Consider the following 19,192-nt stretch of genomic DNA (forward strand, 5'->3'; position numbering starts at 1 on the left):
ACATTCCCATATTGTCGAATTACCATACATATTGTAAATCCAGTTGATACGAGGTTTTGCTATGTTTAAAGCCCTAATGTCTCTCTTCAAAAAATCAGATCCTAAGCAGCCGCTGGCGGTGCAAAAGGTACAGACTTCTAAGCCAAAGCCTAAAGTTGCCTCCACACGAATTGGAGAGCTAGGCGAACATAAAATCAATATTCAACTTGATCAACTCCCCAAGGAGTGTAAATCGTTAAGCGATCTGCTGCTCCCTAATCCCAAGTCTCGAACAGGATATGCCCAGATTGATCATATTGTTATTTCTCCGTATTGCTTATTTGTCATTGAAACGAAGAACTACAATGGGGAAATTAAGGGTGGGCGGACGGATCAGCAATGGTCGGTGAGCAATCGTTACAAGATGTACAATCCGCTGAAGCAAAATTATGGACACATAAAGGCCGTTGAAAGTCTTCTTAAGGGCATTCCTAAAGTGAAATCTGTATCGATTATTTCATTTACTATGAGATGCCGCTTTAGCATAGATCCAGAGCTGCGGCAAATTAAATCAGATGAGCTTGTTATTTATGATGTGGAGTTGAGTGAGTTTATCTCTAGAAAACTACTTCGACTAAAGGCGGAGAATCCTGAACCACTATTTTCACAAATACAAATTCAATCTATTTATGACCAACTGAGCCAAGCTAATATTACAGACCTAGCGATCCGAAAGCTTCATGTAGAGAAAATTACTTCGAATACTAAAAATCGTTAACGACCTTGGAGGACTCCATGCCATTACTAGATACAATCAAACAGATTTTCAAGCGTAAACAAAAATCATATAAGATGGTCCTAATCCTATCTTTAATCGAAGAGCTACGAGGCTCTCATCGGGAGCGTGTATCGTTTGATCGCATTAAGGAACGGTTTCTTAACTATTTCGTCACTGAGCAAGATAGAGGAAACCGGGTAGATCATCCTCCAGGACGGGAAAGCTGGGCAGAGGTTACTCCGAGCCAACTTAAGGATATTATTAGTAGTCCAGTTAATGCGCTATCAAGTATTATTTTCTTTAACACACAAGATAACTCAATGGGTTTTCAAAGCACTATTATTAGTCAGCTAGGTGAAGAAGGATTAGTTGAACTTAAAGAGTTAGCACAACAAGAATTAGAAAACTATAACACAGCATTAAAAGAATTCTCTATAAAGCAATATTTAGACGAAATTATGGATAGGTATGTTCTGGCTAAAAAAGATAGCTCAGCCAGCCATCCTTTAGGTTTCCTGTTACGTCAGGCAATCCCTAATGAGTTGAAAGCCTTGCCGTTCCTATCAGAAGATTATTATATTATTGAAGGTTCTATTGGAAAAGGAAGATGGGCTGCCATCCCTTGGCTAGCAATTTTGGACAAGCGTGTCACGCAAACTATTCAACACGGAGAATATGTCGTTTATCTTTTTGCAGAAGATATGAGTACTGTGTATTTAACACTCGCTCAAGGAGTGACGGCTCCAATAAGAGAAAAAGGCCGTAAAGAAGCATACGTGTATCTTCGCGCAAAAACGAAAGAAGTTCGAGAGTTCATACCGCTTGAAAACATGAATAAGGATGAAAATATTCATCTAATGGGTCGAGAACTGGGAAACGATTATCAAGCATCGACGATTGCCTATGTGAAGTATGAGCGTGGAAAAGTTCCGTCTGACGAACAATTAGTAAGAGATCTTCAAAATGTAATGGAAAACTACCGTTTGTATGTGGAACGGCGTGTGCTTAACGAAACGGCAAGCACCTTGGAGGTAGAGCCAGTGACAGAGTATATGGAATCGGTACCTGAGCCAATTAACGACGTCGAAATCCCCTCTATCCTCCACCAAATCCAATCCCACATCCGCCGCAAAGGCTTCTTCTTCCCTGAGCACCTTATCGAGAATTTTTACCTCTCGCTAAAGACAAAGCCTTTTGTCATCCTGGCAGGGATATCGGGTACAGGGAAGACTCGGTTGGTGAAGCTGTTTGCAGAGGCTCTTGGTGCAACGGGGAATAACGGCCAGTTTACCTTGATCCCAGTGCGGCCAGATTGGAGTGATCCTGCGGATCTGTTGGGGTACAAGGATCTTTCGGGCAGGTTCAAACCGGGTCCGCTCACGGAAGTATTAGTAGAGGCGCGGAAACCGGAGAATCAGTATAAACCTTATTTTATCTGTATGGATGAGATGAATCTGGCGCGGGTAGAGCATTATTTCAGTGATCTGCTAAGTGTGCTGGAAACACAGGACTGGCAGGAGGGGAAGATCCAGACACAGGATCTCATATCTTCTATCATGCTGGATACGCCTGAGGATCAAGGGAAGTTTGGCAGCCTCGGTATCCCGGAGAATGTGTTCTTAATCGGGACTGTGAATATGGACGAAACGACACATCCCTTTAGCAAAAAGGTACTGGACCGAGCCAACACACTGGAGTTCAATTACATCAATCTGCAGCAGTACCCGGACATGAGTGAGCAGGAAGAGACGGATGATCCCGCTGATCTTGCCGAACTGAATCATCTTTTTCTGCGCTCCGATTATTTGCAGCTAGTGGATGCCTATGATACCAACAAAGAGCTTGTTGTCCGGACGACAGAGAGATTGGTTAAGATCAATGCTTTGCTTGAGGACATCCATGCTCATGTGGGCTTTCGGGTACGGGATGCGATTTGCTTCTATATGATCTATAACGAGCGGTATAAGCTGATGAGTGAGGAAGAAGCTTTTGACTGGCAACTGCTGCAAAAGATACTGCCGCGCATCCAAGGGAGCCATTCTTCGGTTCGCCGGGTATTGTTGAACTTGATGAAAGGGGCTCTTGGTACCGAATCTGGTGTTACAGTAGACTTCCAAGCTTTTATGGATGATGCTTCTCCACTCTACCTGAAATGGGCTGCTGGACAAACTCCACCTACGGCCAAACATCCACAAAGTGCACGGAAATTGGCTTTTATGCTTAGGAGGCTAGAGGAAGATGGATTCACCTCATACTGGCTCTCTTAATCAGGCGGTAGAATTGCTCCGTGTAGAAACGGAGCTTTTTACGCTTTTTCTTCAAGGAAGGCCATATCATCCTACTGTGGAGACCTTGCAGCTTCATCGTTCTTCTAGTCAGGAGTGGGTGAATGCGCAGCTTGGGCTTGTTTGCTCCGAACGGCTTGGTAATGTTCAGATTAAAGTGTTTTCCCCTGAAGTCCACGGGATGGTGGACTGGCAGCCGGGGGAGTCTGTTTTTCCTTGTTTTTATGAGACACAGTCGTATGAGCTGGTGATCCAGAGGAAGACCGCTGCTAACCTCTCTTTTTATCATGACAATGTGCTGCTTCGGCAGGCAATTAAGCCTCTAGGTGAGTCTATTCTTGCGGGTGTGCTGAACTTTGGGAATGAGGTCGGTTTGACGGAATGGGAGATCCGCAGTTCGGGACAGGCTTTGCTGCGGGTAGAGATGGAGATCTTCCCCTCTAAAATGGATTACAAGCTGGATTACCAGAATATTTTAAATGAAGTGAATGAGCAGATTTATAACTTGGCTTTTGATTTTTTGCGCAAAACCTACCAACTAACAGGCTTGCGGGAGACGCAGCATCAGAGCCTGACGGAGTTTTTCACCATACTTCAGCATGTGTTTAGACAGCTCTTGGATGCCGTTGAGCGGATTAACAAGAATCCCAATTACGCTCTGCTTCAGGACCGCCGACTAGTGGATGCCAATCGGGTCAAAAAGGCAGGAAGAGAGAACATCCGCGAGCTCGCGAAGCATCCCGAACGATTAAGAGAAGACATGAACCATGGATTCTTGACCATCGGCAGCCGAAATTACACAGCCACACATTTAATGGAGACACGAAGACGCCTCGCCTATGATACTAATGAAAACCGGTTCATCCGCTGGATGCTGGAACGCATTCATGGAAAGCTGAAAGAGTTAAAGGGTCGCTGGAAGATTAAAAATCGAACCCCAGATCCATTACTTATAAAAAGGTTAGACACCATGCTCACTCAACTAGAGCGGGTGCTCAAGATGGATTTTTTGCGTGAGGTTGGAGTACTGAGGCAGATGTCCGTTACACTGGTGCTGCAGATGGCCCATGGATACCGCGAGGTCTATCGCTGTTATCTCATGCTGCTCAAAGGCTTGTCGATCCAAGGTGATCTGCTGCGCCTGTCTATGAAGGATGTCGCGCAGCTCTATGAATACTGGTGCTTCCTCAAGTTGAATCAGCTTCTGGGTCAGAAGTATAAGCTGGTGAAGCAGGATATTATTAAGGTGAATCGGAATGGTATTTTTGTTACACTTGACCGCTCGCAGAGCGCTAAGATGGTGTACGAGAATCCAGTTAATGGAGAGCAGTTCATCCTGTATTATAATGCGATTCCTAGCTCGGATAAGGCACCGACGCTCAATCAGCGTCCAGATAATGTGCTGACACTGAAGAAGAAGGATGCTGGCAAAATCAAAGAGTATAAGTATGTTTTTGATGCGAAATATCGGTTAAATCCGGCTTATGAAGGGACTTCCTATCACCGCACTTATAGGCAGCCTGGACCGGAAGAGGATGACATCAACACCATGCACCGTTATCGGGATGCCATTGTGTATCAGGAGAAGGGATCGGGAGAGTATGAGCGAAGCATGTTTGGCGCCTATGTGTTATTCCCCTACCCGGATGAGGATCGGTATAAGACCCACCGATTCTACAAGAGCATCGAGCTATTGAATATTGGCGCTTTGCCATTCCTACCGAATTCTACAAGCCTGGTGGAGCGATTCTTGGATGAGATTATTCAGGATAGTCCGGAAAAAGCTTATGAACGCTCGACTCGTCCATGCGGCACGAAAGAATACTATGCCAACCAACTCGCGGGTAAAAATGTTCTTGTTGGTTCTGTCCGGGGACCCGAACAAGTGGAAGTTGCGCTGCAGAAATCTTTTTATCATATGCCGTTAAAGAATCTTGCAAATCAGAAGATACTAACGCAAATTGAATACGTAGCGATGTGCCAATCCCGTAAAAAGTTCATGGATCCTGCAAAAACGGGGATTCACTGGGTAGGGAAAGTAGCGGATTGGAAGGTGCTGCGGCGTAATGAGATTAAAGAGGTTGCTTGTCGCCCGGGTACTGAAGAAGATCTGTATGTACGATTTACGGTTGAGGAATGGAAAGCAATTACGTCTCCTATCATGCTAGGTGGTCAAAGAATACAAACGGTGCTCTATACGAGTAAATATATTCTGGATCGTGCCTTGGAAATCGCGGAGCTTCGCTTAGAAACGGAGGGAGATCTTCGTGAATGGCGTGAGAAACGCCGAAGGGGCAGAGTGAAGGTGAAGTTGGATCATGAGCAGTATGTGGACTTAGGGAAGGTTGTTGAAGTTCGGAATATTTAAGGTTAGTGAACATGAAGTAAGGTGAACGAAAACATCATCGAACTCAAGCTGAATCATACAAAAGTGGATTTGGCTATAGTGTAGCTAGCGCGGATACTTTAATTATTCGTGCTAGCTTCTGGTTTTGAAGTGATGGTGTATAATTCAGAAAATGTGCTAAAAGAGGTATACTCCGGTGAATTATTGTTTTTTTTGGTTCGTGAGAGATTAAATTGGAAGATTAGTACTGTGGAAATTATTAATGAAATGAAAGGAAATTTCACTTGAACAATTGAAGTACATAAATTATGAAATTAATTGTAACGCAGAGATTCTCCCCTTTTTCACCTCCCTATATCCACCCCGCAACTCTAGTATCAACGCTTTCGCGGATAACACTCTTTTACCGCCATTGTTTCGTCCAATTGCCTATAAGCTCGCCGAAACATCGGCTGACCTTGTTCATAATAGAATTCCCCTTATCACACAAATTGGGCTCGAAGTTGCTGTATCTTCTATTGAATGAATGTTGAAAAAAGCCGCTGGCTTCCGCGTATTTTCTCACTATCCACAATTATCAAAACATTTTGTTAATGCTCCGCTCGTTTCTCCGTATTAACATATGTAAGTTTCTTCACAACAAATTGCGCAATTTGTTTAGCTTTTCGATGAAGGTGAGGTGGAAGGAGGGTGGAGATGGAGGTTATCCAGGGTAAAGTGGAGCGTTACATGAATACCGAAAGATCACGTGAAGTTATCATGTCCAAAGAGGAATTTACCCGGATGTATGATACGTACTACCAACGTGTTTACAAATATATCTGTTATCGGATTAATAACCACCACACGGCAGAGGACATATGCAGTCAGGTGTTTGAGACTGTGATGTGTAAGTATTATAGTTTTTCACAAGAAAAATCCAATTTTGAGGTGTGGCTGTTTGCCATTGTAAGAAACGCTGTAACGGATTATTTTCGGGCGCAGAAGAAAAGAAGCTATACCTCACTGGATTCGTTGCTGGAACTTATATTTCCCAAGCCGTCTCCTGAGGAGCTGGCGATCCGTGAGGATAATAATCAAGCACTGTTCAAGGCGCTCTCCAAGCTGCGTGAGAAGGAACGAAATATCATTGCAATGAAATATGGGGCTGGGCTGAAAAATTCCGAAATTGCACAGATCATGGGAGTTAGTGAGTCCAATATCGGTGTCGTAGTATATAGAAGCTTGAAAAAACTGCATATTTCCTTAAAGGCAGGAGGGTTCAAAAATGAATAAGAAAGATGATCTCACCAAATTCAGCAAAACCATAGAACTGCTTGAGAATGCCGAACAGGGCAGCACTACCGCCAAAGAAAGAATCTATAACCGCTTGATATACAAATTGGACCATGGGGCACTTAACCCCCAATCAGAGATAAAGGACGGGATAACGATGAAAAAAAGCAGCTGGAGAAATGCAATAGTGATTGGCAGTGCAGTAATTTGTCTGGGTGGAGCATTCTCTGCAACCTCCTATGCACAGGATATGTTCCAGTCGATCATGGCAAAGTTTGAAGTGGGAAATCTCGAAATCACACAATACGATAAGGAAATCCCATCGGCTGCACAGTCAATGACTCCATCTGAAGATGCCCAAGGCGGGGAGAATGCGGTCATTGAATTGCCGGTTGCAGCTAAGTTGAGCCTAGATGAAGCACGTGCAGCACTTGGCATGAACTTCCCGGCACCCGATTGGATGGGAGACTATGAGTTTGTGAATTGTGTTCTTCAGGGGACCAGCATGGTTGAAGTGCAGTATAATTCCGGTGAGAATGCTGTGAATTTTCTAGTCTCCAAGGGCGGGGACAATGGGATCAGCACTACGGAAGAAGTGAAGACAGAAGTAATTAACGGGACTAAGGTTTATTATGCAAATGGAATTGTGATATGGGAAGAGGATGGCTATACAGTAGAGTTGTATTCCCAAGTAGATTTTGACCAAGCTACACTAGGGAAAATCATTGATAGTTTTAACATTGGTGCGCCTGTTCAGCCTTTAGAGCAAGGTCAAGTGAAGGAGAACTTGCAAAAGAATGGAGCAGCGGTTGCAGCTCCGGCTCCGGCTCCGGCTGTAGATTCGGAATAAAAGACTTACTCCGGGCAGCAGCAGCCTATAGTTACACACAGAAGACGCGAGGGGATTAGTCCCCTGAGCGTCTTCTTTTTTGAGCACACTTTTATAGAACATTCCCCAACCATTGCCACCCCCCAAAAACAAAAGTATAATTGATAATGATTATCAATTAATGAATGAATAAAGAGTTAAGTGTATTTATATAAGCAGTAAAGAGGTGACAGAATGCAAAAACAATCGCAAAAGACGGATTTAACTGAGGTTAGAAAATATATAGAAGAGAATTTCACGAAGCACCTGTCTTTAGCACATTTAGCTAATCTTTCTGGTCTTAGCTCCAGTTATTTTTCCTCGGCGTTTAAACAGGAATATATACAAAGTCCAATGGAGTATGTTACCCAGCTGCGGATTCAAAAGGCTAAACAATTATTGCAAAAGGAAGATGTTCGCTTAAAATTTATAGCAGAGGCTGTTGGATATAGTGATGAGTTTTATTTTAGCCGAGTGTTCAAAAAGGTCGAAGGGATATCCCCAACGATGTATTCCAGCCAGCAAAAATCAAATATCGGTGTTGTAACTGGGAATATGATGGGGTATCTACATGCGGCAGGAATCATCCCGTTTGCTGCACCTTTAAGTGCAAAGTGGACACCGTACTACTATAATTTGTGGGCGCAAGAAATCGAGCATAAGGTAACCTTGACGCAAAATAAAAATTATTGCAGCCCAAATGAGCTATTGCATTTGCCAATTGATCTTCTTATTTCTCCAAAAGATTTGTCGTCAGAGCTGGTAAAACAGATAGAGGATCATTTTCCAATCTATTGGCTGGATGATAAGCAAGATTGTTTAGTAGCCTTAACTGAACTTGCTGCCCGATTAAATAAACAAGAAGAAGCGAAACAGTGGATCACTCAGTATAGGGCAAGATTGGAAGACGTTCGGCGCAGGTTAGACTGGGCCACTAAACCACCCAGAGTTCTAGTTATACGTATCTATCAGCAGCAAATCTTTGCTTATTGTAATACAGGTATTCAACATCTTTTATTTCAGGATTTGGGTGCAGAATCTAGTTATGAGCAGCCTGGTCTATATAATGCCGAGATTACTTTTGAAGAGTTAAGTAGATTGAAGGTAGATAAGCTATTTACGATTATATGCCCCGATGATGAGTCCCGCGCAACATGGCATCATTTGCAGAGAGACGCTGGATTCAGACAGTTAGAGGCTATCGAACAGGGACAAATCTATGTTATTCACTCCGATCCTTGGTTTGAATACTCTCCTGTGGCTTTAAAACGAATGCTAGAGGAAGTTGCAGTAATGATGATACCTTGAAAATGTACATGTCTAATCATAAGATGTTACATGGTCAATGCGTCCTATCTCTTATACACTCAATACTGAGAATGATTATTATTGAGAATATAGGAAAGAGGGAAGGTCTATCATGAAGGGGTTTAATACAAAAACAATAAGTTATGTTGTAATGGTTGCTTTATTATCCATTCTACTGACAGCTTGCGGGGGCAATAATACAGCTAATCAGCAAGCAACAGATACTCCAGTAACAACCAGTGAAACGAGTGCAACTGCAACGGATGAACCAGTTGTACAAGAAACGGAAGTAGCGGCTAGAGAAGCGTTTGTAGTAACTGACCAAGTAGGCAATACAGTAAATATTCCGGGGACTGTACAAAAGGTGTATGCCCCTGGTTTAGAGGATTACTTAGTTACGCTTGGTGTAACCCCAGTAGCCCAATGGTCCACGGGTGAAAGACCGCAGCAGTATCTACAGGATACGTTAAGTGGTGTAAAAGAAATCAGCTTCGCTAATGGTGTTCCCTCTCCAGAATCTGTAGTAGATTTGGAACCGGAATTAATTATATTCCCCACTGCTTTTTATGCACAAAATGGTGTTTATGAAAACTACTCGCAAATTGCTCCAACTTACGTGTTTAAGAATGCACTCGGCAATGTAGTGGAAGCGACAGAAACGATTGCGAAATTGCTAGGTTTAGAGGATAAAGCAACAGAAGCTATTGCTGCTTATAATACAAAGCTGGAAGCAACTAAAGCACAGTTAGCCAGCGTATCTGCCGGTAAAAAAGCAATTTATATTAATGCGAATGCCCGTGCGATCTTTTTAGTGGGCAACTTCCATTACGGGGGTTATGTGCTGAGTGAGCTAGGCTTTGCTCAAAGTGCTCTTGTAGAAGGTGAAATGTCCGCTGATATTTCGCTGGAGATGCTGTCTGATTTAGACGCGGATTATATCTTTATTAACGATAATGATGGTCTGGGAGATGCCTTCCTGGCAGACATTAAAGCTAGTCCTTTATGGAAGGCGCTGCCGGCAGTTCAAGCAGGTAAAGTGTTCGAGGTGGATGGCGATCACTGGAGATCCAGTGGATTAATTGCTTATCAAAAAACGATGGACGATATTGTAGCGTTCCTGCTGCCATGATTATCAAACCGTACGTAAAACCAAACTATGAAACGATGCTGATCAGGAGTAAAGCTAATAATCTAGACTACGAAATCTTTATTGCTAAACCTTTAGATGAGCCTGCAAAGGATGGCTACGGTGTCATTTATGTTCTTGACGGTAATGGGCTTTTTGAAACCGCTGCTGAAATCACAAGATTGCTGACGCGTAAGCCTAAAGGCTATCCACCCGCGATTGTTGTTGGCATTGGTTATCCTGGAGGTGAGGCGTTTGATACCGTGCGTCGAACCTATGATTTAACCATGCCAGCCGAGCTTGCGAATTTACCGAAACGTCCCAACGGGGAGCCTTGGCCAGCATTTGGCGGGGCAGATGAGCTGCTAGCCTTTTTTGAAAAAGAGTTAATGCCAGCCATTGCCCAGCGGTTCGTTATCAATAAGCAGAAGCAAGCATTATATGGTCATTCCTTTGGCGGATTATTTGTTCTGCATGCCTTATTTACACAACCTACCTTGTTTTCGCATTATATTGCAAGCAGTGCTTCCATCTGGTGGAATGATTACGCACTTTTAAAGGAGTATGAGAGTTTTAAAGCTGATTTACACAGTAATACGCTAAGTCAGTTACCTAAAACGCTTATGATTGCCGGTGGAGAAGAGCTGGATTATATGGTCAAGGATAGCTTGGATTTATGTAACAGTATGATGGCCTTACACCTTCCAAGCTTTGAAGTAAGCTGGGCATTGCTTGAGCAAGAGGAGCATGTGAGCGTAATCTCCGGTGCGATTAGTCGGGCCGTCAAATTTTTGCTTACCACATCCTCTGACTTGCGTTAGAAATCATATTATTTTGCATCTGAGCTGGCCCTTGGCTGGCTCTTTTTGTAAAGTGAAGGAAAAGGGTTGGAAACATTGGCCGCAAATGTTCAGAAATCATCACTAGCAGGAGAAAAAAAGTTCTCCTTTTTAATATTGCTAATCTTCATGCTCCTCCTATTAATAGGCGTATTAGTGCTTGCTATGGCCCTTGGCGCGAAAAAAATACCCTTCGCAGATGTATTCATGTCGATCATCGCTTTTGATGATAAGGCTTCTACTCACCAGGTGATCCAATCCATTCGTTTGCCCCGGGAACTTGCCGCTATGGCAACGGGCGCTGGATTTGCAGTAAGTGGAGCAATTATTCAAGGGATTAGTCGCAATCCTTTAGCCGATTCGGGGATTCTTGGGTTAAATGCTGGGGCCGGGGTCACGTTAGTCATTGCTATGGTTTTCCTGCCGACGCTTACATTTACAGGTACACTTTGGCTCTGTATTCTAGGTGCGGGATTAGGAGCGGGTTTAGTTTTTAGTGTTGGCCTATTAAGTAAACGAGGCATGACGCCTATTCGGCTTGTACTGGCGGGTGCTGCCATCTCTGCTATGCTAACTGCCCTAAGTGAAGGAATAAGTATCTTTTTTTCAGTGGCTCAGCAGGTGGCTTTTTGGTATGGAGGAGGTTTAAGTGGCATTAACATGGCCCATCTACAGCAAATGTTGCCTTGGATGCTTCTTGCGCTATTACTTGCCATCGTAATTTCAAAGTCGATTACTATACTATCTGTAGGGGATGAGACAGCGGAAGGGTTAGGCGTTAATATTAAGCTTATCAAAAATCTTTCGCTTTTAGCCGCATTCATGTTAGCTGGGATTTCATGTGCTTTAGCCGGATCTGTAAGCTTTGTGGGCTTAATTGCTCCGCATTTGGTACGTTACATAGTGGGTGTGGATTATCGTTATATTATTCCATTATCCGCAGTTCTGGGGGCCATCCTTGTTGTGCTTGCTGATTTAGTGGCACGTATCGTAAATGCCCCTTATGAAATCCCTGTAGGTGCTGTAATTGCGGTTATTGGTGTTCCGTTCTTTCTGTATTTGGCACGTAAAGAAAGGCGGGAACTATAGTGAAGCTAAGATGGAAGTTTATAATTATAGCAATCATTTTACTGCTAGGCTTTATATATAGTGTATCTACTGGTCAAAGCAGCTTAAGCTTACAAGAGTTATGGCAAACCGTATTAGGAAAGGGAACACCGAGGCAGGAGCTTGTACTTTTTCAGTTCCGTATTCCACGTATGATCTTGGGTTTTCTAGTAGGTGGCGCGTTGGCAATAGCAGGAATGCTGCTGCAAGCTATAAGCCGAAATGCTTTAGCAGACCCGGGCATACTGGGGATAAATGCTGGTGCTGGATTATCCATGATGTTATTTTTACTGTTACAAAATAGCTCTACCGGCTTACATACTTATGTTCAGCCCTTGTACGCCCTATTGGGCGGATTTATCGTTGTGGCGCTCTTATTTATGCTTTCCTATGATCGCAATCAAGGCATTATTCCCATTCGATTAATTTATACAGGTATTGCTGTTGCGGCTGCGATTAGTGCATTTATGATTGTGTTAACCTTCGTACTAGATCCTTCGCAATATCAGATGATTAAGGTGTGGCTGGCAGGGAACATAGGGAATAGTAATTGGAGTCACGTGTATGCTATGCTGCCTTGGTTACTTCTTATTGTGCCTTTATTAATTCGGAATCATCTTATATTGGATGTACTAAGGCTTAACGATCCTGTAGTCATTAGTTTAGGGGTATCTCTAAATAAATATCGTGTTTGGTTTTTAGTGTGTAGTGTCTTATTGGCGGCACCAGCGGTTGCTGTTAGTGGGAGTATTGGATTTGTAGGACTAGTAGTTCCACATTTAGTTAGACGACTCTTTCGTGGCCATAAAATAATGATTCCCGCATGTTTATCGGTGGCGGATTAGTTGTTATTGCAGATGCGCTTGGTAAAATGGTGGTAGCCAATACTGAAATACCAGCAGGAGTGATCGTGGCTTTAATCGGTGCTCCATACTTTTTATATTTATTGATTAAAAGTGAATAATTGAAAAAAACTTTGCGATTGGTGCTGGATATAAAAAAGAATGCCTTGATTATGCTATAATCCAAGGCATTCTTTTTTATATAGTTTTCGTTTTCAGCTTTTCTAAAAGATCTTTCCACCAGTAAATAGATTGCTCTAGTTGAGATGCGTAGTAGCTTTCCATGAAATCTACGACGTCACGGGTGGAGCTATCTACATCTATTTGCTGGTAAATTTGATTTAATTGATCTTTTTTTATAAGTGACTGTTCAATTTTCTTCTCGATAATCGGGATCACTTTATCAGTCTCTACAAAACGAAGATTCACAAGAGCAACAATCATATCTGAAATAGATTCTGCATCTTCTATTACCTTATAAATTTTGAGCGGGAGCTGCCTGCGCCCTTTATCGGTAATGGAAAACACCTGTTTGTCTGGGCGATGTTCTTCTTTGATAATCTCTACCTGTTCAACTAAGCCCTGTTTCGTAAGGGATTCAAAATGATAATATAGTTTGCTTTCAGATAGATTTAGCAATGTATCAAATGGAATAGGGGTGGATAGTTCTTTTTTTAATTTATAAGGATAATTATTTTCATCCATTAACTTACTTAAGATATAAATTTGAATTGACATCACAGAACCCACTCCTAATTGTTGGCTAAACTCTATCTTACCAAACCTAGGCGGTTATTTCAGCTGTATTTTTAACTTCAACGGGCAGTATAGTTTCTTTAGTCAGAGGTACAGATTTATGAACAAACCGGACGATAACAATGTTAATCATCATAGCCCCGGCAAATACGCCTGCTAATCCCCATAAGAAGGGTGCTGGACTAATAGAACCAAACATTTGTGCCAAATAAGCTTGCACAGAATAATACATCGGGGTGATGCGGCCGAACCAATCGTATGGTGTATACATCATATCACGAGGCATGGTAGCACCATTGGCGATGGTTTGCATGAGCAGGATCGGAATATTTAAGACCATACCGCCTTCGCCAACTAGGAAGACCATAATCGCACACACGTTAAATGCAGCCATATACATTAGAATTTGCTGAGCAGCAACTGGTAACAGTAAGGATAGGTCTACATCTGCAACAGAGAAGGCAATGGTTAAAGCAACGACTGTTGATAATACAGCGATTAATAAAGCTGTGAGTTGAACGAACATAAACAGTTTTGTCTTGCTTGCCTTCCCGCGGTTCGCTTTAAAAGAAGCAACTAATTGCATGGAGGCAATCATTGCCCCAACATAACCAGCCATAGTTAAGAACATAGGTAGCATGTTGTTGTGCATGCCGTCCGGAACATCATTGATGACAACATAATTCCCGACATAACTATTTTCAATTTGTGTAGCCATTGCGGTGGCTTGTTCTTCTGGTACGTTAAAGTTCATTAACACACCTTTTGCGGTTTGCTCTGAGAAGTCCGCGCTTAATTGTTTGTTAATTTCCCCTACAACGGAAGACATGGCTGAAGATACCATGGTGGCAGAAGCTTCGTTGACTGTGAAATCAATACTTGCGGATACCTTACCGCTTTGAACGTTGGCGGAAAATTCTTCTGGAATATGAACAACTAGAGCTAACTTATTATGTTCTAATTCATCCATCGCCTTTTTATTCGATACATCGGTTTTTATCGTTTTGAATGGTAAGCTCTCCGTGAACTGACTCGAAATCTGAGCCCCATATTGACCGGCATCATCATTGACGATAGCAATTTTTAAATCATCCATGTTCCCTGGAAGTGCTGTATACCCTGGTAAGAAAATACCAAGCATCGCAATGGCATAGAACACACCCATAAAAATAGAACCAATGGCCCCTTTGGACTTCAAAAACTGTGAAAACTTCAACGCTATACCTTCTTTCTTCTGAATAACACTTTTATTTTAGTACTCCAATTAAAGTACTTTTAACTGAGTGAGATTTATAGTACGATAATTCATTATAAATGTCAAATTTAAGATACAATGGGTAAGTAGTGAATGATTAAAAAATGAATAACTGAAGGGACTTCGAATATGAGCAAGGTTATTGTAATTGGTGCAGGGATATTAGGGGCTTCAGCAGCTTATCAGCTAAGTAAGTTAGGTGCTGAGGTCATCATTATAGATCGTAAGGATGTTGGACAAGCAACGGATGCAGCAGCAGGGATTATTTGTCCATGGTTGTCTCAACGCAGAAACAAAGCATGGTATCGTCTTGCTAAAGCGGGTGCAAGCTTTTATCCGGCACTTATTCAAGAGTTGGAAGAGGCTGGAGAAACCGAGACTGGATACGCAAAAGTAGGAGCGATATGTATTCATGAGGATTTGAAAAAGTTACTCGCGATGAAAGAAAGAGCGGAGCTGCGCAGAGAGGACGCCCCTGAAATAGGGGAACTTACGATGCTGACGGATCTTGAAGCGCAAGAGAAGTTTCCATTATTGTCGGAAGGTTATCATGCGCTGCATGTATCTGGTGCAGCAAGAGTGAACGGACGTGAATTACGTGATGCTTTGCTAAGAGCGGCACAGCGTAACGGTGCGCAAATGATTGAGGGCGATGCTATTTTAGAGCATGCTGATCATGCAATTAAAGGGGTTAGCGTAGGAGAACAGACATTCACAGCGGATGAAGTGATTGTGTGCGCAGGGGCTTGGTCTAACGCTTTGCTTCATCCGCTTGGGATCATGCTCCAGGTGCGTTATCAAAAAGCTCAAATTATGCATTTGAAGCTTGCTCAACAAGCGAGTACAGAGCAATGGCCTGTGGTAATGCCGCCTACAGATCAATATATACTTGCGTTTGCGGATCGAAATATCGTGGTAGGTGCTACTCACGAAAATGATGTCGTAGGTTATGATACTGCTGTAACCGCAGGAGGAATGCAAGAAATATTAAATAAAGGTCTGCAAACGGCTTCCGGTCTTGCGGATTGTAGCCTAAATGAGATAAGAGTAGGGTTCCGTCCTTTTACTGCAGATTTTCTTCCCGTGTTAGGCAGGGTTCAAGGATGGAATAAACTAATTGTTGCTAATGGACTAGGGTCATCCGGATTAACGATGGGACCCTTTCTTGGTGAGCAGCTAGCCAAGCTGGCCATGAATCAACAGGTAGATATTCCGCTTGAAGACTATGCATTAGAGCATGCGATAAATTGATGAGTACGAGCACGAATGGAGGGGAAGTCCAAACATTCACCTCAGTCACGCACTTACCTTAATAGAAAAATCTTAACTTCAACTAATATAGCGAAGGTTTTTTTTATCCTTTATACTGAAAAGACCAATTAATCTTCCTAGGAGTTGTCTAACGAATCATGATAAAGAAAGAAGTCGCGCATATACGCAAGCAATTTAAGCTGGATCACGATTTAATGAGTATTTACGATATTCTCAACGTGTATATTATGAAGGAAAGCAACGAGATCTATCATTGGGAGCGCCAGCCGTTTGGAATGGTGGACAGAGAGAAGCAGGAGCTGTATATGGGCAATTTCAAAAAACTCCTGACCGGTGAATTGGATCAGAAATTGTTCGAGTTGAAGTTTCAAGCGGAAGCGGAGGAGCCAGCGCAGGTGATGCTTCATCAAGCTTTGGTGACAGGGGATCCGGATGAATGGCAGGACCTGATGCTGCTGTTGGTGGACAGAATGATGGCGGATACTCATTATGAACGGGATACGGTGATCACTTTCGTTCGCGGACAGTATTTCCGCCCGACTAAAGATAGAAACGATGAAGCCGAGGAAAGTGAGAAAAACGAACTATTCGCGCATCCTTTTATCCTATGCAGCGTGAATTCCACGGAGAAACAACGGAAAGCTCTCTTGTTTGATTACGTGGAGCGGGAGTTCAAGTACAATATCATTGTAGATCCGATCGTCAAGTTAAGTACGCCGGAGCAAGGTTTCTTTTACCCAAGCGTGACGGACAATTATTCCGATGTGAACCGCATTCTGTATTGTACGGGGAAATCGAACTTCCCGGATCCGCATTTTGTCGGAGAGGTCTTGAATGCCGAAAGATCCAATACGGCTCTGGAAGAGAGAGCTATATTCGAAGACATCGTGAAGGAAGTGGCGGGCGAACAGCTTGATGCAACCACTCTCGCACAGGTGTACGAGGAGATCCATCAGGTCATCGAAACCAACGACGATAAGGAAGAACCTCCAATGCTCGATTATAGAGATCTGGAACGTGTACTGACGGTAAGTGGCGTAGAGAACGTGACAATGGAAAAAGTGGAACGGGCGTTTGAAACGATCGTTGACGATAAGCATTATGAGATGAAGGCGAGCAGCGTAATGCCGAAATTCACTACCAAATCGATAAAGATCGATACAAAGGTAGCTACGATTTCGGTCAGCCCGCAGGATTTAAAATATGTGAAGCAAGTGAATTATCATGGGAGACGCTGCATTTTGATTGAGGTTGACGAAGATGCCGTGATCGAAGGATTCACACTTACTACAGAGAATCTTTAGACCGCTTCAACAATGTTATGGGCTATCCTTAAAGTCTTTGAACAAGACTAAGGATAGCCCAATTTGTTTTGTGTCAAATACGGTGATTAAAGATATATTCGATATATTCTTTTGCGCTAGTATTAATTTCTTCATCGCTGGCTTGGAATGAAGCTCCAAAAACAGCAAAGTACGGTAGGGCTTCTGCGCCTACATGTTTGGCACTGGCTTTAAAGGGTGCGATCACTTCGTCTACGGTAAAAGAAACAGAGCCCTCTGGCTGATAATTTTCCTTTTTATCACCGATAGATAGGGCCAGCCCTAGCTTTTTCCCGTTAAGCTTGTCACCGTTTGATCCATAAGCCCATCCGTAAGCCAACACATCGTCAAACCATTTTTTTAATAGCGGCGGATAACTGTACCAATACAACGGGAATTGAAAGATCACATGGTCATATGCTTCCATTAGATTTTGCTCTCTAGGAACATTAATATTCCAGTCAGGGTACTCCTTATAAATCTCATGAAGGGTAATATCGTTGGGATATAATAGCAGTTCTTCTTTCCAGCGCTGGTTGACCCTCGAATTCTCAAGGCCCGGATGCGCCAAAATCACTAGTGTTTTCATGATGAATCTCCATTCTCAGGCCTATATTATTTATGAATATTATTATTATCTTGCAGGTTGTAAAAAAAGAAAATACACACAATAAAGTAAGATGGTTACTTCGAGGTGTGTACTGGACTCAGAAAAAAATATATGCAACAATGAAGTTTTGAGTAAGCTTAATTTGATCAGTATGAACGAGGTGTTAGTCTATGAAACAATATAATCTAGGGATAGAGGCAACACTAGAAATCATCGGCGGAAAGTGGAAGGCTTTGATCATTTGCTTTTTGATGTCCGGTGCCAAAAGAACAAGTGAATTACAGCGTAATATTCAGGGCATCTCACAAAAGGTTCTGATCCAGCAGCTTCGTGAACTTGAGAGGGATGGGCTTGTCAAAAGATTCGTGTACCAGCAGATGCCGCCAAAAGTTGAATACAGCCTCACGGAATATGGCGTTACAGCCAATAAGATCGTGGATGTTATGTGTTCTTGGGGAAAAGAAAATATAAAAATAAGACAAAGACGAGGAGAAGAGATCGTCTTGTTGGAGGATACATGTCCTGGAGCAAATTAAAGCAACAACTGGAGAGTTTTCTATGTCCTGCGTTATCCGGCAAGGTTGAATATCGCGCAAGCAGTTACCGTTATTTACCTGATAAATCAGGGAGCTGTTATATTTCGGTAGATAAAAAGAACGTACTCAATATGAATGATAGAACTAACTCAATCAGATGGTATCAGACGGAGCAGGAGATTAAGAATGATTCGGAACTCCAAATTCCTGTCCACCCTGAAGACATTGAAGCGGTTAGAAAAGATAGTAAAGGGAACATCCCAGAGGATCGTCTAATAGTCATTGCAAGAAGCAGAAAGATATCAGAAGTTGCAAAGGAGCTTTTGTCAGCACAGACCTCATTAAGTAAATCGAATTTTATCGTTGTAGCTAATAAGTTTTTATCTACTTCTATAGAGGAAAGCATAGAGAGTGATGATATCTTATTGAATATTCTGGCTTTAGTGGACAGAAGGGTTGGGAAAAAGCGGATTTTAAACATGAGCGAGAAGATGCAGTTGAAGCATCCGATTGTGCAATATTTTTATGAACTACGGCGTAGTACATTGTGAATATAACTAAACTCTCCCTTGCTCAATGGCACCTGCTTCATCCATTATAAATAGGTAATCATCTCCCCCATAGAGCGTATCTTTACCTGTATCCATAAAGGAGAGAAAATAGGATGGAACTCAAAAAAATAAATGA

General features: G+C 42.6%; 16 protein-coding genes and 1 pseudogene. 14 read left to right on the forward strand and 3 right to left on the reverse strand.

From position 1 onward, the window contains the following. Positions 1–61: 61 nt before the first annotated feature. From MKZ16_RS03650 to MKZ16_RS03695, 10 genes and pseudogenes are all read left to right on the forward strand, one after another. Positions 62–757: a nuclease-related domain-containing protein gene (locus MKZ16_RS03650; RefSeq protein ID WP_060626961.1), complete on the forward strand. Its 696-nt coding sequence runs from the start codon at positions 62–64 to the stop codon at positions 755–757. A 17-nt stretch (positions 758–774) separates the two neighbouring features. Then, on the forward strand, positions 775–3,024 hold the full coding sequence (locus MKZ16_RS03655) for a DUF3578 domain-containing protein (RefSeq protein WP_076104123.1): 2,250 nt from the start codon (positions 775–777) through the stop codon (positions 3,022–3,024). Then, complete coding sequence (locus MKZ16_RS03660; RefSeq protein WP_076104122.1) at positions 2,996–5,410, forward strand: restriction endonuclease-like protein; 2,415 nt, start codon at positions 2,996–2,998, stop codon at positions 5,408–5,410. The genes MKZ16_RS03655 and MKZ16_RS03660 overlap by 29 nt, the downstream gene beginning before the upstream one ends. A 675-nt stretch (positions 5,411–6,085) precedes the next feature. After that, positions 6,086–6,664 carry a sigma-70 family RNA polymerase sigma factor gene (locus MKZ16_RS03665; protein ID WP_081393336.1) on the forward strand — a complete coding sequence of 193 codons (579 nt, stop codon included), beginning with the start codon at positions 6,086–6,088 and terminating at the stop codon, positions 6,662–6,664. Beyond that, a complete protein-coding gene (locus MKZ16_RS03670) occupies positions 6,657–7,514 on the forward strand; it encodes a hypothetical protein (protein ID WP_076104121.1) in 858 nt (285 codons plus the stop codon). The genes MKZ16_RS03665 and MKZ16_RS03670 overlap by 8 nt, the downstream gene beginning before the upstream one ends. 213 nt (positions 7,515–7,727) lie before the next feature. Continuing rightward, positions 7,728–8,840, forward strand: a complete 1,113-nt coding sequence (locus MKZ16_RS03675) for a helix-turn-helix domain-containing protein (protein WP_076104120.1) — start codon at positions 7,728–7,730, stop codon at positions 8,838–8,840. 112 nt (positions 8,841–8,952) lie between these two features. After that, positions 8,953–9,969, forward strand: coding sequence for an ABC transporter substrate-binding protein (locus tag MKZ16_RS03680; RefSeq protein ID WP_076104119.1), 1,017 nt, complete (start codon positions 8,953–8,955; stop codon positions 9,967–9,969). Beyond that, positions 9,966–10,787, forward strand: a complete 822-nt coding sequence (locus MKZ16_RS03685; RefSeq protein ID WP_076104118.1) for an alpha/beta hydrolase-fold protein — start codon at positions 9,966–9,968, stop codon at positions 10,785–10,787. Before MKZ16_RS03680 ends, MKZ16_RS03685 begins: the two co-directional genes overlap by 4 nt. Before the next feature lie 147 nt (positions 10,788–10,934). Continuing rightward, entirely contained in the window at positions 10,935–11,894 is a 960-nt protein-coding gene (locus tag MKZ16_RS03690) for an iron ABC transporter permease (protein ID WP_081393341.1), read from the forward strand. Further along, positions 11,894–12,876, forward strand: a pseudogene (locus MKZ16_RS03695) (iron ABC transporter permease). The gene MKZ16_RS03690 and the pseudogene MKZ16_RS03695 overlap by 1 nt, the downstream one beginning before the upstream one ends. Before the next feature lie 76 nt (positions 12,877–12,952). On the opposite strand, the gene MKZ16_RS03700 reads toward MKZ16_RS03695, so the two are convergent. Next, positions 12,953–13,492: a helix-turn-helix transcriptional regulator gene (locus MKZ16_RS03700; RefSeq protein ID WP_076104116.1), complete on the reverse strand. Its 540-nt coding sequence runs from the start codon at positions 13,490–13,492 to the stop codon at positions 12,953–12,955. A gap of 46 nt (positions 13,493–13,538) precedes the next feature. Further along, the gene (locus MKZ16_RS03705) at positions 13,539–14,726 is read right to left on the reverse strand and encodes an ABC transporter permease (protein WP_076104115.1); all 1,188 of its coding nucleotides are present in this window, start codon (positions 14,724–14,726) and stop codon (positions 13,539–13,541) included. Between the two features lie 168 nt (positions 14,727–14,894). Here MKZ16_RS03705 and MKZ16_RS03710 point away from each other — a divergent pair, with 168 nt between their 5' ends. Together MKZ16_RS03710 and MKZ16_RS03715 are read left to right on the forward strand one after the other, a co-directional pair. Next, positions 14,895–16,016 (forward strand): FAD-binding oxidoreductase, encoded by a 1,122-nt coding sequence (locus MKZ16_RS03710; RefSeq protein WP_076104114.1) that lies wholly within the window; start codon positions 14,895–14,897, stop codon positions 16,014–16,016. 158 nt (positions 16,017–16,174) lie between these two features. Beyond that, positions 16,175–17,341 (forward strand): DUF4317 domain-containing protein, encoded by a 1,167-nt coding sequence (locus tag MKZ16_RS03715; RefSeq protein ID WP_076104113.1) that lies wholly within the window; start codon positions 16,175–16,177, stop codon positions 17,339–17,341. Positions 17,342–17,414: 73 nt separating this feature from the next. Here the strand turns inward: MKZ16_RS03715 and MKZ16_RS03720 are convergent, their stop codons facing one another. Beyond that, positions 17,415–17,948 carry an NAD(P)H-dependent oxidoreductase gene (locus tag MKZ16_RS03720; protein ID WP_076098717.1) on the reverse strand — a complete coding sequence of 178 codons (534 nt, stop codon included), beginning with the start codon at positions 17,946–17,948 and terminating at the stop codon, positions 17,415–17,417. A 191-nt stretch (positions 17,949–18,139) separates the two neighbouring features. On the opposite strand from MKZ16_RS03720, the gene MKZ16_RS03725 reads away from it, so the two are divergent. Both MKZ16_RS03725 and MKZ16_RS03730 read left to right on the forward strand, forming a co-directional pair. Continuing rightward, on the forward strand, positions 18,140–18,505 hold the full coding sequence (locus MKZ16_RS03725; protein WP_076104112.1) for a helix-turn-helix domain-containing protein: 366 nt from the start codon (positions 18,140–18,142) through the stop codon (positions 18,503–18,505). After that, positions 18,487–19,056 carry a hypothetical protein gene (locus tag MKZ16_RS03730; RefSeq protein ID WP_076104111.1) on the forward strand — a complete coding sequence of 190 codons (570 nt, stop codon included), beginning with the start codon at positions 18,487–18,489 and terminating at the stop codon, positions 19,054–19,056. The genes MKZ16_RS03725 and MKZ16_RS03730 overlap by 19 nt, the downstream gene beginning before the upstream one ends. Positions 19,057–19,192 lie beyond the last annotated feature (136 nt).

The sequence above is a fragment of the Paenibacillus sp. FSL R5-0928 genome (genome assembly GCF_037970385.1).
GTDB classification, from domain to species: Bacteria; Bacillota; Bacilli; order Paenibacillales; family Paenibacillaceae; genus Paenibacillus_AQ; species Paenibacillus_AQ odorifer.

Excerpts from the sequence above, each read along its gene's own strand:
- MKZ16_RS03650 (WP_060626961.1), top strand. The coding sequence starts at position 62 with ATGTTTAAAGCCCTAATGTCTCTCTTCAAAAAATCAGATCCTAAGCAG.
- MKZ16_RS03655 (WP_076104123.1), top strand. The coding sequence starts at position 775 with ATGCCATTACTAGATACAATCAAACAGATTTTCAAGCGTAAACAAAAA.
- MKZ16_RS03660 (WP_076104122.1), top strand. The coding sequence starts at position 2,996 with ATGGATTCACCTCATACTGGCTCTCTTAATCAGGCGGTAGAATTGCTC.
- MKZ16_RS03665 (WP_081393336.1), top strand. The coding sequence starts at position 6,086 with ATGGAGGTTATCCAGGGTAAAGTGGAGCGTTACATGAATACCGAAAGA.
- MKZ16_RS03670 (WP_076104121.1), top strand. The coding sequence starts at position 6,657 with ATGAATAAGAAAGATGATCTCACCAAATTCAGCAAAACCATAGAACTG.
- MKZ16_RS03675 (WP_076104120.1), top strand. The coding sequence starts at position 7,728 with ATGCAAAAACAATCGCAAAAGACGGATTTAACTGAGGTTAGAAAATAT.
- MKZ16_RS03680 (WP_076104119.1), top strand. The coding sequence starts at position 8,953 with ATGAAGGGGTTTAATACAAAAACAATAAGTTATGTTGTAATGGTTGCT.
- MKZ16_RS03685 (WP_076104118.1), top strand. The coding sequence starts at position 9,966 with ATGATTATCAAACCGTACGTAAAACCAAACTATGAAACGATGCTGATC.
- MKZ16_RS03690 (WP_081393341.1), top strand. The coding sequence starts at position 10,935 with ATGCTCCTCCTATTAATAGGCGTATTAGTGCTTGCTATGGCCCTTGGC.
- MKZ16_RS03700 (WP_076104116.1), bottom strand. The coding sequence starts at position 13,492 with ATGTCAATTCAAATTTATATCTTAAGTAAGTTAATGGATGAAAATAAT.
- MKZ16_RS03710 (WP_076104114.1), top strand. The coding sequence starts at position 14,895 with ATGAGCAAGGTTATTGTAATTGGTGCAGGGATATTAGGGGCTTCAGCA.
- MKZ16_RS03715 (WP_076104113.1), top strand. The coding sequence starts at position 16,175 with ATGATAAAGAAAGAAGTCGCGCATATACGCAAGCAATTTAAGCTGGAT.
- MKZ16_RS03720 (WP_076098717.1), bottom strand. The coding sequence starts at position 17,948 with ATGAAAACACTAGTGATTTTGGCGCATCCGGGCCTTGAGAATTCGAGG.
- MKZ16_RS03725 (WP_076104112.1), top strand. The coding sequence starts at position 18,140 with ATGAAACAATATAATCTAGGGATAGAGGCAACACTAGAAATCATCGGC.
- MKZ16_RS03730 (WP_076104111.1), top strand. The coding sequence starts at position 18,487 with ATGTCCTGGAGCAAATTAAAGCAACAACTGGAGAGTTTTCTATGTCCT.